The sequence below is a fragment of the Halorubellus salinus genome (genome assembly GCF_020567525.1).
Classification (GTDB): domain Archaea; phylum Halobacteriota; class Halobacteria; order Halobacteriales; family Natrialbaceae; genus Halorubellus; species Halorubellus salinus.
Genome location: NZ_JAJCVI010000005.1, coordinates 240,436 through 255,170, shown reverse-complemented (window position 1 = coordinate 255,170; position 14,735 = coordinate 240,436). Strand labels below are relative to the sequence as shown.

At 69.8% G+C, this 14,735-nt stretch carries 16 protein-coding genes; 11 read left to right on the top strand and 5 right to left on the bottom strand.

Translation table 11 applies throughout. The features are described 5' to 3' along the window. The first annotated feature begins 103 nt into the window (after positions 1–103). Positions 104–301 (top strand): hypothetical protein, encoded by a 198-nt coding sequence (locus LI336_RS15450; protein ID WP_227134048.1) that lies wholly within the window; start codon positions 104–106, stop codon positions 299–301. Between the two features lie 58 nt (positions 302–359). On the opposite strand, the gene LI336_RS15445 is transcribed toward LI336_RS15450, so the two are convergent. Beyond that, positions 360–2,372 carry a DUF460 domain-containing protein gene (locus LI336_RS15445; protein ID WP_227134047.1) on the bottom strand — a complete coding sequence of 671 codons (2,013 nt, stop codon included), beginning with the start codon at positions 2,370–2,372 and terminating at the stop codon, positions 360–362. Between the two features lie 42 nt (positions 2,373–2,414). Between LI336_RS15445 and LI336_RS15440 the strand changes: the two genes are divergently transcribed. Further along, positions 2,415–2,648, top strand: coding sequence for a winged helix-turn-helix transcriptional regulator (locus tag LI336_RS15440; protein ID WP_227134046.1), 234 nt, complete (start codon positions 2,415–2,417; stop codon positions 2,646–2,648). 22 nt (positions 2,649–2,670) lie between these two features. Here the strand turns inward: LI336_RS15440 and rnz are convergent, their stop codons facing one another. Continuing rightward, positions 2,671–3,606, bottom strand: coding sequence for a ribonuclease Z (gene rnz, locus LI336_RS15435; protein ID WP_227134045.1), 936 nt, complete (start codon positions 3,604–3,606; stop codon positions 2,671–2,673). 194 nt (positions 3,607–3,800) lie between these two features. Between rnz and LI336_RS15430 the strand changes: the two genes are divergently transcribed. The 4 genes from LI336_RS15430 (at position 3,801) to LI336_RS15415 (ending at position 7,290) form a co-directional block, all read left to right on the top strand. Then, complete coding sequence (locus LI336_RS15430; RefSeq protein WP_227134044.1) at positions 3,801–5,156, top strand: DUF4382 domain-containing protein; 1,356 nt, start codon at positions 3,801–3,803, stop codon at positions 5,154–5,156. 178 nt (positions 5,157–5,334) lie between these two features. Next, the gene (locus LI336_RS15425; RefSeq protein WP_227134043.1) at positions 5,335–6,357 is read left to right on the top strand and encodes an AAA family ATPase; all 1,023 of its coding nucleotides are present in this window, start codon (positions 5,335–5,337) and stop codon (positions 6,355–6,357) included. Between the two features lie 49 nt (positions 6,358–6,406). Further along, on the top strand, positions 6,407–6,844 hold the full coding sequence (locus LI336_RS15420; protein ID WP_227134042.1) for an acyl-CoA thioesterase: 438 nt from the start codon (positions 6,407–6,409) through the stop codon (positions 6,842–6,844). Positions 6,845–6,909: 65 nt separating this feature from the next. Continuing rightward, on the top strand, positions 6,910–7,290 hold the full coding sequence (locus LI336_RS15415) for a hypothetical protein (protein WP_227134041.1): 381 nt from the start codon (positions 6,910–6,912) through the stop codon (positions 7,288–7,290). Between the two features lie 33 nt (positions 7,291–7,323). Here the strand turns inward: LI336_RS15415 and LI336_RS15410 are convergent, their stop codons facing one another. Further along, positions 7,324–8,451 carry a THUMP domain-containing protein gene (locus LI336_RS15410; protein WP_227134040.1) on the bottom strand — a complete coding sequence of 376 codons (1,128 nt, stop codon included), beginning with the start codon at positions 8,449–8,451 and terminating at the stop codon, positions 7,324–7,326. Between the two features lie 205 nt (positions 8,452–8,656). On the opposite strand from LI336_RS15410, the gene LI336_RS15405 reads away from it, so the two are divergent. The 3 genes from LI336_RS15405 (at position 8,657) to LI336_RS15395 (ending at position 10,198) form a co-directional block, all read left to right on the top strand. After that, positions 8,657–9,226, top strand: a complete 570-nt coding sequence (locus tag LI336_RS15405) for a TATA-box-binding protein (RefSeq protein WP_227134039.1) — start codon at positions 8,657–8,659, stop codon at positions 9,224–9,226. A 131-nt stretch (positions 9,227–9,357) separates the two neighbouring features. Continuing rightward, positions 9,358–9,732, top strand: coding sequence for a DUF7473 family protein (locus tag LI336_RS15400; protein WP_227134038.1), 375 nt, complete (start codon positions 9,358–9,360; stop codon positions 9,730–9,732). 115 nt (positions 9,733–9,847) lie between these two features. After that, on the top strand, positions 9,848–10,198 hold the full coding sequence (locus LI336_RS15395; protein WP_227134037.1) for a hypothetical protein: 351 nt from the start codon (positions 9,848–9,850) through the stop codon (positions 10,196–10,198). A 136-nt stretch (positions 10,199–10,334) separates the two neighbouring features. Here LI336_RS15395 and hisG read toward each other — a convergent pair whose 3' ends face one another. After that, a complete protein-coding gene (hisG, locus tag LI336_RS15390; RefSeq protein ID WP_227134036.1) occupies positions 10,335–11,183 on the bottom strand; it encodes an ATP phosphoribosyltransferase in 849 nt (282 codons plus the stop codon). A 129-nt stretch (positions 11,184–11,312) separates the two neighbouring features. Here hisG and LI336_RS15385 point away from each other — a divergent pair, with 129 nt between their 5' ends. Then, positions 11,313–12,599, top strand: a complete 1,287-nt coding sequence (locus tag LI336_RS15385) for an amidohydrolase (protein WP_227134035.1) — start codon at positions 11,313–11,315, stop codon at positions 12,597–12,599. Positions 12,600–12,633: 34 nt separating this feature from the next. Here the strand turns inward: LI336_RS15385 and LI336_RS15380 are convergent, their stop codons facing one another. Then, complete coding sequence (locus tag LI336_RS15380; RefSeq protein ID WP_227134034.1) at positions 12,634–13,683, bottom strand: type IV pilin domain-containing protein; 1,050 nt, start codon at positions 13,681–13,683, stop codon at positions 12,634–12,636. 221 nt (positions 13,684–13,904) lie between these two features. Here LI336_RS15380 and LI336_RS15375 point away from each other — a divergent pair, with 221 nt between their 5' ends. Further along, complete coding sequence (locus LI336_RS15375; protein WP_227134033.1) at positions 13,905–14,654, top strand: hypothetical protein; 750 nt, start codon at positions 13,905–13,907, stop codon at positions 14,652–14,654. Positions 14,655–14,735: the final 81 nt, after the last annotated feature.

Here is a 14,735-nt window from a genome sequence, read left to right as displayed (position 1 = left end):
GTGTCTAACGGTCCGGTCGTCGACGGCCCCGCGGACGCTCGCGAGCACGGGTCGCGTCCTGCCGCCGAGGATGGTTTATACCGGTCCTCGCCTATTGTGACGTATGGACACCGACCAGTTGAAGGAACTCGTTCCGCACTACCTCGCGATGATCATCCTCGTCTTCGGCGTTCTCACGATCCTTCGAACGGCCGTCGGCGACCTCGGTTTCTGGGGCGAACTGGTGGTCGTCGTCGCGCTCGCGTTCCTGTACCGCCCCGTCGTCGTCCGACTCGGCGTCGCCCCGAGTCCCTGGAAGTGACCAGGCAGGTGCGTGGGACGCGCGACGCCATGGCCCGCGGTCGCCGGCGGTTCGCCGTCTAGCTCCGTCGTTGCTCCTTCTTCGTCTCGGCACGGTGCTCGCTGATGAGCTGGTCGAGCTGCTCGGCCTTGCGCTCCTTCCGGCGCTGTTCGGCGCGGTCGTGCCAGTCCTCGACGACGGCGTCGACGTCGTTCTCGCGGGCGACCGCGAGCTCGTCGACCTCCTGCATCGCGACGTCGTCGGCCGGCCCGACCGGAACCTCGGCGTCGAACAGGACGGCGTCGGCCATGTCCGACAGGCCGCCGTCGCCGACGAGCACGACCCGTGGTTCGAACGCCGCGAGCTTCTCCGCGGTCGACCGCCCTGCACCGGCCGCGTTCCGCAGGAACACGACGTCGTCGGTCGCGATACCGTAGGCCTCGTGGGCGTCGTCGATAGCGGCCTTCGTGAACTCGTCGACGGGCTTGACCGGCACGAGCCCCTTCTTCTTCTCCTCGACGTCCGCGAAGTTCGAGTGGTCGAGCTTCCAGAGCTCCTTCAGGCGCGCGAGCTTCCCCTCGAGTTCGTCGATGCGGTCGTCGCGCTCGTCGACGTCGCGTTCGAGCGCGTCGTTCCGGCGCTTCAGCCGCGAGACGGTGCGGCGTTCGCGCGCGTCACGACGCTCCTCGCGCCGTGACTCCTCCAGCTCGCCCTCCAGCTCCTCGATGCGGTCGTCCTTCTCGCCGACCGTCTCCTCCAGGCTCGCGACGTGGTCCTGGAGCCGCTCGACCTGGCGCTCCAGGGTCTTGATGCGCTTCTCCTCCGCGCTCAACTCGCGTTCGACGTGCTCGCTCCCGTCGTCGCCGCCGCCGTCGTCGTCGCTCGCCGTGAGGTCCTCGACGACCGCCTCCACGGACTCCTCGCCCGCGACGACGCGCGCCGTCACCTCGCCGCGGTCCAGGCGCGGCGGCGTCTTCCGGGCCACCCGCTCGAACTGGTCCTCGTGGTCGTCGAACGCGAAGAGGGCGGCGGCGAGCGCGTCCCGCTCGTGGTCGTTCTCGTACCCCTCCTCGCGCGTCCGGTGCTGTTTCTCGTCCACCGGCAGGTCCGTCTCGGGAATCCAGCCGGCGGCGTCGAAGCTCCGCCGTATCTTCTCGACCGTGTTCGGCATCGGCTCCACGTCCGCCGCGACCACGATGGGGCGGCCGCGCTCGACGATCCACTCGATGACCGCCGCCGTGTCCGCGGTCCGCGTGGAGAGGACGTCGAGCACGCTCCCGTCGAGACCGACGATGGCGACCGCGGTCGTCGTACCGGGGTCGACGCCGACGAGCACGTGGTCGCGGCGCTTCGCGAGCGGCTCGAACTCGATGCCGTCCCGGCGCTCGCGCTCGATCTCGACCCTGACGTCCCCCGACCGATGCCGGCTCACGGGGATGTCCTGCGGGCGCCCCTCGACGTGAAAGAGCGCCTGCGAGAACCCGCCGTACTTCTCGGTGACCTCGCGCTCGTACTCCAGGCCCGCGTCGTCGAGTTCCGACTCGACCTCGCGAGTCCGCGTCTTCACGCTCCCGTGGATGCGTCGCGTGTACCGGTCCTCCGACCAGCCACCCTTCCCCGTCGACCGGCCGCGAGCGACCTTCACGGTGGTCTCGTCGGTGAACGCCGACACCTCCACGCCGACGTTCGCCGCCGCCAACCTCGCCGCGGCCTCGGCCTCCTGCATCGGGTCCTTCCCGTACGGGACGCCGTGACGCTTCGCCACCCGCGACAGCGGCTCGGGTTGCTCCGCGCCCGTGACCTGCACGAGCTTCGTCCCCGCCGGGAGCTCGCCGAGGAAGTGCACCAGAGCGTCCTTGTCCGCGGCGAGCTCGTACATGTTGTCCGTCGCGACGATACCGGGCTCCTCGTCGGCGATGCGCCGCCGGAGCTTCCGGAGCGTCACCACGTCGCGCTCGATCTCGTACCCGTCGTCGCCCGCGCTCGACTCGAGGACGACGAGCGCGTACGACGGCGCGTCCCCGCGCACGTCCCCGCTCTGGACGTCCACGCCGAAGACGACGCTGTCCAGTGCGCTGGTTCTCGCACTCACTGGCCGGCGATAGGGGCGAGACGCGTATAAGTTCCGCGGGGGTTGCGGTTTCGCGCTGGCGCCCGTCGCGGTTCAGGTGGCGAGTTCGCGCGCGATGCGGACGGGGACGGCCGGCGACACCGCACTCGTCGGTGCGACGCCGGCATCCTCCACCGCGAACAGTACGACGAGATACCGCCGCGCGTCGAGTACGCGCTCACCGCCGACGGCCGCGACCTCTGCGACGCGTTCGGCCCGCTCGTCGAGTGGGCGCGCGAGCGCGACGGAAGCGCCTGACAGAACGGGGAACGGGAGCGAATCAGTCGTCTTTGTCGGGGAACGGGACGTCGAACGTCTCGCCGTCCCGGGGCACCCACGAGCGCCCGTCGAACTCGTCGGCGGCCTCGGCCTCGTGCGCGGAGACGTCCCCGGCGTACCGCGAGGAGATGTGGACGAGCGCGAGCCGCCGTGCACCTGCCTGCTGTGCGATACTCCCGGCCTGTGCGGCCGTCGAGTGCGCGGTCGACGCCGCGCGCTCCTCGCACTCGTCGGTGAACGTCGCGTCGTGCACGAGCAGGTCCGCGTCCTCCGCGACGTCGACCGTACTCCCCGTCGGCGTCGTGTCGCCCGTGTAGACGACCGTGCGGCCGGGCCGCGGGTCGCCGACGACCGAATCGGGCTCGACGACCGTGCCGTCCTCGAGCTCGACGGCTTCGCCACGATGGAGCTTCGAGTACTTTGGCCCCGGCTCGATACCGAGTTCGTCCTCGGCTTTCTCGCGGTCGAACCGGCCCTTCCGGTCGTCCTCCACTATCGCGTACCCGACCGCGTTCGTCCGATGATTCACGTCGAACGCGCGGACCTCGTAGCCGTCGCCGTCCAGCGCGACGTCGCCCGCGCGCACCTCCTTCACGCGAACGGGGAACCCGGGCGTGTTCCCCGTCGCGTTCAGGAGCCGCTTCGCGGTCTTGCGTTCGCCCGCCGGCACGTGCACGGCGAGCGGTCGCTCGCGCTCGTTGAAGTCCATCGTCTGCGTGAGGCCGGGGATCCCCAGCACGTGGTCGCCGTGCGTGTGCGTGACGAACAGGTGGTCGACGCCGAACCCGGTGCCATAGCGCATCATCTGTCGCTGCGTGCCCTCGCCGCAGTCGAAGAGGAGGTCGTCGCCCTCTCGGGACACGAACAGCGCGGCCGGATTCCGTTCAGTGGTCGGGATCGCGCCACTCGTCCCGAGGAACGTCACGCGTAACGACATGCTCGCGTGAGTCTCGTGCCGCCACGGGGAAACCCGTATCGGAACGATCCCGGTGTCGATATCGCGGACCGGAACGCCGCCGAACCGCCCGGTTCCGCGGACGGTTCGCGTCCGTTCAAACCGTTCACGCCGACTGAATTGGGTCGAACGTTCTGGCCAGGTTATGACCAAGTAGGCGCTACGTACTCTCGACGATGCCCACGAAGAAGGCGGTCGGTGCGGTCGCCGTGGCAGCCCTCCTCGTCCTGGCGGGCTGTTCGACGGCCGTGCCGGGCACGACGACGCAAGCACAGGCGACGACCGACGACGGTGTCGGCGGCGACACCGGCTCGATGGCCGCGAGCGACTCGGCGGCCCTCACGTTCTACGTGAGCGACCGCCCGGGCGCCATCGAGGACTTCGAGCACCTGAACGTCACCATCACGAAGATCGGCCTGCACAAGGCCGGCGGTGACGACGCCGAAGACGACGACGCCGACGAGACGGCGTCGGCGAACGACACGACCGAGGCGGACGCGAACGCCGACGTCGGCGACGTCGACACCACGACGGTCGACGACCCGAACGAGACGACCGTCGATATGAACGACACCGAGACCGAGGAGCCCACGGAGACTGAGGAACCCGAGGAGACGGAGGAACCCGAGGAGACGGAGGAACCCGAGGAGACGGAGGAACCCGAGGAGACGGAGGAACCCGAGGAGACGGAGGAACCCGAGGAGACGGAGGAACCCGAGGCGTCCGACGATGACGACGACGCGGAATCGAAGGACGGCTGGGTCATGCACGACGTCGACAACGAGACCGTGGACCTGACGAAGCTCAAGGGCGCGAACGCGACCGCCATCTCGAACGTGTCGGTGCCCGCCGGCGAGTACGACAAGGTGTTCGTGTACGTCAGCGACATCAACGCGACGCTCACGAACGGCGAGTCCGTGAACGTCAAGCTCCCGAGCTCGAAGCTCCAGCTCAACAAGAACTTCGAGCTGTCGGCGAACTCCTCGCCGGACTTCGTGTTCGACATCAACGTCCACAAGGCCGGGAACTCCGGGAAGTACATCCTCCGGCCGATCGTGAGCGAGTCCGGGACTGGCGACCAGGTCGAGATCGAGAAGGTGAACAAGAACGGGAAGCCCGAGAACCCCGGGAACAGCGGCGCGAACGGGAAGGACAAGGGCGACGACGATGACGACGATAGCGACGACGACTCCGAGACCGAGGACGACGAGTCCGAGACCGAGCGCGCGCTCGAGGCGACGCTCGACGGCAAGGTTCGTGCCGGCGAGAACGTCACGCTCTCGGTGACGGACGCGAACGGGTCGGTCGCGAACGCGACCGTCTCCGTGAACGGCGAGGCCGTCGGCGAGACCGGTGCTGACGGGACGCTCGCGTTCGAGGTCCCCGACACCGACGAGCTCGAGGTGACGGTCACCAGCGGCGACGCCGAGGTCGAACTCGAACGCAAGGTCAAGGGCGGCAACGGCGGCGGGAACGGTAACGGTAGCGTGACCGCACAGCAACTCGGCGGGCACGCGCTCGCCGCGGTCTGACCGGCAACCACTTTCTCCGCGCATTCTTCCGTTCTCCACGACCTCCATAGCGGCGCGCGTCGATTGCGTGCGAGGGCGTCGCTTGGACTGCGTGCGAGGGCATCGCGTCGACTCGGTGGGCGACGACGCCGTGACGTAACCGACAGATTCGTACCGCGGCCGCGACTACGTCGTGGTGATGGACGCGCCGCTGTGGACCGACCGACACGCGCCGACGCTCGCGGACCTCCCTCAGGAGGACGCTCGCGAGTACCTCCAGCACGCCGTGGACGACCCGATAAACCTCGTGCTGTACGGGCCGGCGGGCGTCGGGAAGACCGCTGCCGCGCGAGCGCTCGCGCGGGAGAGCCACGCGGACCCGGAGAACGACCTCGTGGAGATCAACGTCGCGGACTTCTTCGATAGGACGAAAAAGGAGATCACGAACGACCCGCGGTTCGCGTCGTTCCTCCGCGGGAAGTCCCACCTCTCCAAGCGCGACATGATAAACCACGTGCTGAAGGAGAGTGCGAGCTATCAGCCCGTGAGCGGGCACTACAAGACGGTGGTGCTCGACAACGCGGAGGCGGTTCGCATCGACTTCCAGCAGGCGTTGCGGCGCGTGATGGAGCAGTACCACGAGGCGACGCAGTTCGTGGTGACGACGCGCCAGCCGACGAAGCTCATTCCGCCGATCCGGTCGCGGTGCTTCCCGGTGTCGATGCCGGCGGCGAGTCACGGCGCGCTCGTCGACGTCCTCGAGCGCGTCTGCGAGCGCGAGGGCGTCGAATACGACGCGGACGGACTGGAGTACGTCGCCGGGTTCGCGGACGGTGACGTGCGCGAGGCGGTGCTGGCGGCGCAGACGACGTACGAGGGCGAGGGCGAGGTGTCGATGCAGGCGGCGTACGAGACGCTCGGTGACGTCGCGCACGAGGAGCAGGTCCAGGAGATGCTGGACGCGGCCGAAGCCGGCGAGTTCATGGACGCCAGGGGCGTCCTCGACGACCTCCTCGTCGACGAGGGCTACGAGGGCGGCGAGGTCCTCGAGGTCGTGCTCGACGAGGCCAGGTCGCGGTACGACGGCGACAGGCTGGCGACGCTGTACGAGCTCGCGGGCCAGATCGACCTCGACATGACCGAGGGGTCGAGCGACCGCGTGCACCTCTCGCACATGCTCGCGGAACTCGGCCGCGAGGACGGGCCGCGCGTCGACACCTGAGCCGGTTCGCGCCCGGGGTTTTTGCGGCGGGTGCGCGAACGGTCGACGTATGGCTTCGCTCGCCGAGACGTACATCGAGAACCGCCAGCGCGTCCAGCCGAATCACGCGAACAACTACGACGCCGTCCACGGCGGGAACCTCATGAAGTGGATGGACGAGGTGGGGGCGATGAGCGCGATGCGGTTCGCTGGCGCGCCGTGCGTGACCGCGGCGGTCGACGAGTTCAGCTTCGAACGACCGATTCCCGTCGGCGACACCGCCGTCATCGAGGCGTACGTGTTCGACGCGGGGCGGACGAGCGTCCGCGTGTTCCTGCGCGCGCACCGCGAGGACCCCCTGACCGGTGAGATGGCGAAGACCACCGCGGCGTGCTTCACGTTCGTCGCCGTCGACGAGGACGGGAAACCGACGGGGGTGCCGGCGCTCGACGTCGACTCCGACGAGGAACGCGAGATGCAGACGACCGCGCACGACCTCGCGGAGTGAACGCGCACGACCTCGCGGGGTGAGTCACCAACAGACCTATTCTGTGCGCTCTCGCAGGCAGTCGCATGACCGACCCGAGTCGCTTCGAGCGCGTCGGCGTCGCCGCCGGCGTCGTCCTCGTCGCGGTGTTCGTCGTCGCGCTCCTCGCGGACGCCGTCGCGACGGACGCTCGGACGACGTTCGTCGCCGCGGTGCTCGCGCTCGGCGCGCTCGCGGGCGTCGTCGCCGCAGCCAGTGGCGTCCTCGACTACGAGGCCGTGTGGGCGTTCGCGCTCGGCGCGTGGCTCGTCGCCGTCCCGTTCGTCTCGCTCGCGCCCGAGGGCCGTCTCGCGATGCTCGTCGCGTCGGACGTCCTCCTCGACGACGCAGGATACCGGGTACTCGTGCTCGCGGTCGCGAGCCTCGGCGGCGTGGTCGTCGCCGCCGGCTACGGCCGGTACGCGTAGCTCACAGCCCGAAGTCCTCCGGAAGAATCGCGGTCAGACGGCGCGCGCGTCGACGCCGTCGTCGTCGAGCACGAGCACGTACCGGTCGAGGCTCGCGTGCACGCGCCGCTTGAACGCCGCGTCGACCGTCCACCCGGCGTCCCGGGCGGCGTCGCGCCAGTCGCGGTCGGCGACGAGCACGCAGCGGTCCGCGACCCGGCGACTCTCCTCGAGTGCGCCCGCGACGAGGTCGTCGAGCGCGTGCGTCTCTATCTTCGACTGGCGGCCGTACGGGGCGTCGAACACCACGCCGGTGACCGTGTCGTCGCGGAGCGCGAGCCGCGTCGCGTCCCCGCGCATCGTCGCCCAGTCGCCCGGCGTCGCGAGCTCCGGGACTCCCGACTCCAGGAACGCGGCGAGGTTCTCGCGCGCACCCCGCGCCATCTTCGCCTGCGCGTCCACGCCGAGGACGTCCGCGCCGACGAGCCCGGCCTCGACGAGCACGCCGCCGGTCCCGCACATCGGGTCGAGCACGGTCGCACCGGGGCGCGCGCCAGCGAGGTTCGCTATCGCGCGCGCCAGCAGCGGGTCCATGCTCCCCGGCTGGAAGAACGGCCGGTCCGTCGGCTTCCGGTCGCCGAAGTCCCGGACCGACGCCGCGGTCTCCCAGCCGACCGCGCAGACGCCAGCGTCCCCGGACTGCGGGCCGTGGGACGCGTCCTCTGTCGCCGGGTCCACCTCGGTGTCGCGGGCGTCGCCCGCTCGACTGTCCGAGGCGCGTAGCGCCTCGTCATCCGGCGCGAACGCGACCCGCAGGACGTGGTCGGGGTCGTCGAGGTCGACGTCGAACCCGCGGTCGACGAGCACGCCACCGAGTTCCCGTTCGGCGTCGCTCGTCGACACGCCCGTGGCGCCGCGGACGTCCCGCGCGCGAACCGCGACCGAGCCCTCCCGGGCGAGCGGCGCGGCGTCGAGGAGCGCGCGCGCCGACGCTATCGAGGCGTCGCCGGTCCCGACGAGTTCGCTCGCACGCCGCGTGTACGCCAGCCCGCGGACGCGCTCCGGGACCACCGCGTCCGCCGTCGCGAGGCCGACGCCGAGCCGCGAGACGCCCGTCGCTGCCGTCGCCGCCTCGCGGCGCGCGAACGCGTCGTCCTCGCCGCCGAGTTCCAGCAGGTACACGCCCGACCGTACCTCGCCGCCGCTCAAAAGCCGTTCGACCCCCGGTCGCGACCACGGCCGCGACCGCTACCGGACCCCCTCAAGTACCCCTTAAGACCGGGTTCGTCCGGCCGAAAGCCCCGAGAACCGGGGTGACGGTCGGTCGCGGCACGTTCACCGCAGCACCAACCTTTATAAGCCTTAAATACGACTTTAAGAGCGAACGATGACCGACGACGACCCCAAGGACACCATCAACATCGAGAACGTCGTTGCCTCCACCGGCATCGGCCAGGAGCTCGACCTCCAGTCCGTCGCCATGGACCTCGAAGGCGCAGACTACGACCCCGAGCAGTTCCCCGGTCTCGTCTACCGGACCCAGGAACCCAAATCCGCCGCACTCATCTTCCGCAGCGGGAAGATCGTCTGCACGGGCGCCAAGAGCACCGACGACGTCCACGAGAGCCTGCGCATCGTCTTCGACAAGCTCCGCGACCTCAAGATCGAGGTCGAGGAAGACCCCGAGATCGTCGTGCAGAACATCGTCACGAGCGCGGACCTCGGACGGAACCTCAACCTGAACGCCATCGCCATCGGCCTCGGCCTCGAGAACATCGAGTACGAGCCCGAGCAGTTCCCCGGCCTCGTCTACCGCCTCGACGACCCCGAGGTCGTCGCGCTCCTCTTCGGCTCCGGGAAGCTCGTCATCACCGGCGGGAAGAAGCCCGACGACGCCCGGCACGCCGTCGACAAAATCGTCTCCCGGCTCGAGGACCTCGGTCTCCTCGACTCCTGAGCGCGGCCCGACCGCTCTCACGACCCTTCTCGACGCGCCACGTACCCCGACCACGGACAGCCGCGGCACGCGCAAGCGACGAGGCACCGGAAGGGCGGGACTGAAAACCCGTCGGCTCCTTACGTCGAGTGATGGTGCTCTCGCCCGCGCAGCTCGACCCGGTCGCCGGTAGTCCGGTCGCGTTCATCGGTACGTTCCTCGTCGCCGCGATATTCTACTCGCTGACGTTGTTCGTCGCCGCGCGGTACGTCCTCGGGGATGCGCCACTGAAACGCGCCGTGGTCGTCGGCGTGGTGCTCGCGGTCGCGTCGATGCTCCTCCAGCGCTACGAGCCCGCTATCGTCATCGCGGTGACGCTCGCGCTCGATGCGTTCGCCATCTCCGCGGTCTACCGGCTCTCCTGGAAGTCCACGGCGCTCGTCGCGGTCGCGCACTACACGGTCGCCGTCATCGCCGGCATCACCGTGTTCAACCTCGTCGCGCTCCTCCAGACCGCGCCCATCTGACCGTTCGCCGCACTCCTCCGGACCGCGCCCATCTGACCGCTCGTCGCCTGGCACGCAGTCACTCGCTCACCCGGAACGCCGGGCTTTTTGTACGGTACCGGCCGTAGGTCGCGCCATGAGTACGTCCGAGGTCGACATGGACGCCGACGACCGCGCGAAGTTCGCGCGCGGTGGCGTGTTCCTCCTCGTCGGTGGCCTCCTCGTCGCTGCGTTCACCGTGCTGGGTGTGGAATCGTCGCCGTCGCTGTACGCGGGCCTCGTCGGTGGCGCGCTCGCGCTCGCCGTCGCGGTCGTCCTGTCGAGCGAGCCCGTGGTGCGCGCGGTGTGGTTCGCGCCCGGCGTCGCCGCGGTCGGGGTCGCGCTCAGCGACGTGTTCTCGCTCTCGGGAACCCTCGTCGGCGGGCTGTTGGTCGGGCTCGGTGTCGTCCAACTCGTCACCGCCGGCCTCCTCGAGAAACAGTTCTGAGCGCTCAGTGACGGCGCGGCGGCGACGGCGTGGCGTCGAGGGCGAGCGAGTCGGGTCGAGGGCGAGCCAGTCGAGTCGAGCGATGGCGCGGCGTCGAGGGCGAGCGAGTCGATTCGAGCGACGTTGCTCGATCTGGTTACTCGACGAGGCGCTCGATCTCGGTGACGAGGATGTCGCTCGCGCCCGCTTGCTTCACGCGATTGATCGTCTCGAAGACGTCCGCGTCGTCCACGACGACGTGCACGGCGACCTTGTCGTCGCCGGCGACGTCCATCACCGTCGGGCCGCCCATGCCGGGGATGACGTCGCGGATGGCGTCCAGGTCGGCTTCGTCCGCGTTCATCATCAGGTAGCGTTTGCCCTCGGCGGCGAGGACGCTCGCGAGCGCGGTCCGGACCTGCTCGGTCTTCTCGTCGTCGACGACGTCGCTGCGCGCGAACAGGTGCACGCTCGACTGGAGGACCTCGTCGATGATGGCGAGACGATTCACCTGGAGCGTCGTCCCCGTGCTCGTGATGTCGACGATCGCGTCCGCCATGTCGACGTGCGGCGTCAGTTCGGTGGCGCCCGTGACCTCGACGACCTCCGCGTCGATGCTCCGCTCGTCGAAGTACTCGCGGGTGAGCCGCGGGAACTCGGTCGCGACCGTCTTCCCATCGAGGTCGTACGGCGTCTCCACGTCGCCGTCTTCGGGCGCGGCGAGGACGAGCCGGCACTCGCCGAACTCGAGGTCGAGCAGCGCCTCGACGTTCTCGTGCCCGGCCTCCTCGGCCTGGTCGAGCCCGGTGATGCCGAGGTCCGCGGCGCCGTCGGCGACGTACTCGGGGATGTCGGCCGCTCGCGCGAACAGCACGGAGACGTCGGGGTCGACGGTGTCGGCGTACAGTTTCCGGTCCGCGCCATCCACCACCGGGAGGCCCGCGCGTTCGAGGAGAGAGATCGAGGGGTCGTGAATCCGGCCCTTGTTGGGTACCGCGATGCGCATAGGAGTCCTTGCGGTGGCGTGCGGAATACGCTTTCCCTCGCGGCAGCCGCGCGGTCCCGCGAGTCCCAGGGAGACGGGTCGGCGCTACGGATGAGAACGCACATGGCGCGGCGTCCGGAAGCAGGTGGTATGAGTACGCTCTGCGTGTCCGGCGGGCGCGTCCTGCTCCCGGACCACGACGTCGTGCGGGCGGACGTGCTGGTCGACCAGGAAGAGGGAACGGTCGTCGAGGTCGGCGAGGACCTCGCGGGCGACGTGACGCTCGACGCCGACGACTGTCTCGTGATGCCGGGGCTCGTGAACGCGCACACGCACGCCGCGATGACGCTCCTGCGCGGTATCGCGGACGACAAGCCCCTGGACGCGTGGCTCCAGGAGGACATCTGGCCCGTGGAGGCGGCGCTCACGAGCGAGGACGTCCGCGCCGGCACGGAACTCGCGGCGGTGGAGATGATAAAGAGCGGGACGACGGCGTTCGCGGACATGTACTTCGAGGTCGACGCGGTCGTCGACGCCGTCGAGACCGCTGGGTTGCGCGCCAGGGTCGGCCACGGCGTCGTCACCGTCGGGAAGGACGACGAGGCGGCGCGCGAGGACGCGGCGGAGTCCATCCGGGTCGCCGAGCGGTTCGACGGCGCCGCGGACGGTCGCGTCTCGACGGCGTTCATGCCGCACTCGCTGACGACCGTCGACCCCGACGTCCTCCGCGAGTACACCGAGGCAGCGCGCGACGCCGGCGTTCCCGTGCACTTCCACGCGAACGAGACGACCGACGAGGTCGACCCTATCGTCGACGAGCGCGGAGAACGGCCGCTGGCGTGGGCGCGCGAACTCGGCCTCCTCGAACCCGAGGACTTCCTCGCACACGGCGTCCACACCACGAGCGACGAGCACGCCCTGCTCGCCGAGACCGGCGCCGGCGTCGTGCACTGCCCGGCGTCGAACATGAAGCTCGCGAGCGGGATGGCGCCCGTCCAGGCCATGCGTGACGCGGGCGTGACGGTCGCGCTCGGCACCGACGGCGCCGCGTCGAACAACGACCTCGACGTCTTCGACGAGATGCGCGACGCCGCGATGCTCGGGAAGCTCGCCGCCGACGACGCGAGCGCCGTCCCCGCGGGCGCCGCCGTCGAGATGGCGACCCAGGGCGGCGCCGACGTCCTCGGCATCGACGCCGGCCGCGTCGAACCCGGCGCGAACGCCGACCTCGCCGTCCTCGACCTCGACGCCGCACACCTCACCCCCCAGCACGACCTCGTCAGTCACCTCGCGTACGCCGCCACCGGCAGCGACGTCCGCCACACCGTCTGCGACGGCCAGGTCCTCATGCGCGACCGCGAACTCACCACGCTCGACGCCGCCGCCGTCCGCGAGCGCGCCAGCGAGCAGGCCACGGAACTGGTCGAACGCGCCTGAACGGGAGTACCGATTCCGCCCTCGTCGAACGCCCCTAACTCGTCCAGCGCCCGCTCGCCGTCGCGTTCACCGCGCCGACACCGGGACCCTGCCGGGACGCGACGACGACCGGCGACGCCGAGGGCTCGTACACGCGGACGTTCCGGAACTGCGAGTTCGCGAGCGTCCTGCTGCCGTCCTCCGATGGGCACGACGCTCGCGAATTATCGACGTTCCCGTCGCAGTCGTTGACGAACACCAGATGCTCGATTTCACTCGGTAGGCCACTGGACTCGTAGTGCTCGCCGACCGGAATCTCGTAGCGAATCCAGCCGTCGCTGAGCTCGTAGTACTCCGCGCCAGCGAAGTCCGAGACGTTCTTCCCCCAGTCCTGGACGCCGAACACCTGCACGATGCGAGCTCCGGTCTGGTCCTGGTCGTCCTCCAGTCCGATACCGTGGATCTCGCCGCGGGCCGTGCTGTTGAACTCGAAGAAGAGCATCGTGTCCGCGGTCACGTCGTAGTCGTAGTCGACGTACTTCCACTGGTTGCCTTCCATCCGGACCGTCGCCCCGCCGGCCTCGACGGTCGTCTCGCCGTCGCCGTCCTGGCTGCTCTCGAACGACTGCGTCGGGTCGCTCGCGTCCATGTCGACGACGTCCGGCGAACTGTCGGGCCGGGAGACGGACTGTTCGACGACCACTGACCCCGAGGGGCGATGCACGAGCTGGACGGTCGTCGGGCCGTCGAGCAGGAACGCCGTCCGTAGCGTGTCGCCGGCGTCGACGACGCCACCGCTCGTCCCCGAGCGGTCGTCGAACGCCGATAGCGGCGTCCGCGTCGTCGTTCCCGCGTCGCGCACGACGACGTCGAACTCGGCTATCGCGAGCGCGTCCCCGCCGTCGTGCGCGACGACGAGCTGCTGTGCGTTCTCGCCGTCCACGACCGCCGTCACGGACACGCTCGCAGCCGGTGCTCGCTCCTCGTCGCTCGGCGCCAGGTCGAAGACGAACACGCCGGTTGCGCCGACCACCACGAGCGTCAACGCGACCATCAACAGCGACCCCATCGGTGACGACGCGCCCCGATCACTCCCCTTTCGCATACACTCCCTCCTCGTGCGAAGGCAATGAAACGTTCGCTCGCTGACGTGCTCGCCACGAACGCGCACCACGCCACCACCGCACCCGCAGCCCCGGAGTCCGGAATTAAACGACGAAAACGGTTTTTGAACGCCCTAACGTTCTTTAGGGACGTCTCGGTTGGGTGGTGAACGGAACGAACGAGGTGCCCGGTTTATGCAGGTATCCACGTTGTTACCAGGTGATGCCAGACTCCAGAAAGACCGCGTTGTTCGGCGTGCTCGTGATGCTCGTCGCCGCCGTCGGCCCGATGGTCGGCGCCGCCGCACCCGCAGACACGACAGCGACGACGGCCATCGACGGCGACGCCGACCTCGCGCTCAGCCCCGACAACGAGACCACCGACGAGAACGAGTCGGAACTCGACGAGAACGAGACGGACCTCGACGAGAACGAGACGGACCTCGACGAGAACGAGACGGAGGGGAACGAGAGCGATGACGTGATGGACGGGAACGAGACGAGCTCCGAGGCAGCGATGCAGGAGTTCGTCACGGGCCTCCAGCGCGTCATCGCGAACGCGACGAACGACACGAACACGACGGCGCCCGGTCGCGTCATCGCGTCGTACGTCGTCGCGAACAACCCGGGGAACGCGCCCGCTCACGCCGGTCCGCCGAACGGGACCGCCGGCGCTGGCGCCGCGAACGAGACGAACGCGTCCGCCGGCGGCCCGCCCGACGGTACGCCCGGCGCGAGCGCGGGGAACGGCTCCACTGGCGGTCCGCCGAACGGGACGCAGGGTGGTGCACCGACCGGGAACGAGACCGACGGCGGCGCACCCGGTAACGGCGGCGGGAACGGCAACGGTGGCGGGAACGGCAACGGTGGCGGGAACGGCAACGGCCCGAAGCAGGTCGCCGCCACGACCACCGTCGCAGCGGACTTCGCGGCGCACGCCGCAGTCGCCGTGACGACGCCGTTCGACTACTGACACGGCACGCAGCACACAGGCCCAACCGACCCTCTCACGCCGCCACGCGGTCCCCGCCCCCTTGCGGCGCCGTCGCTCCCC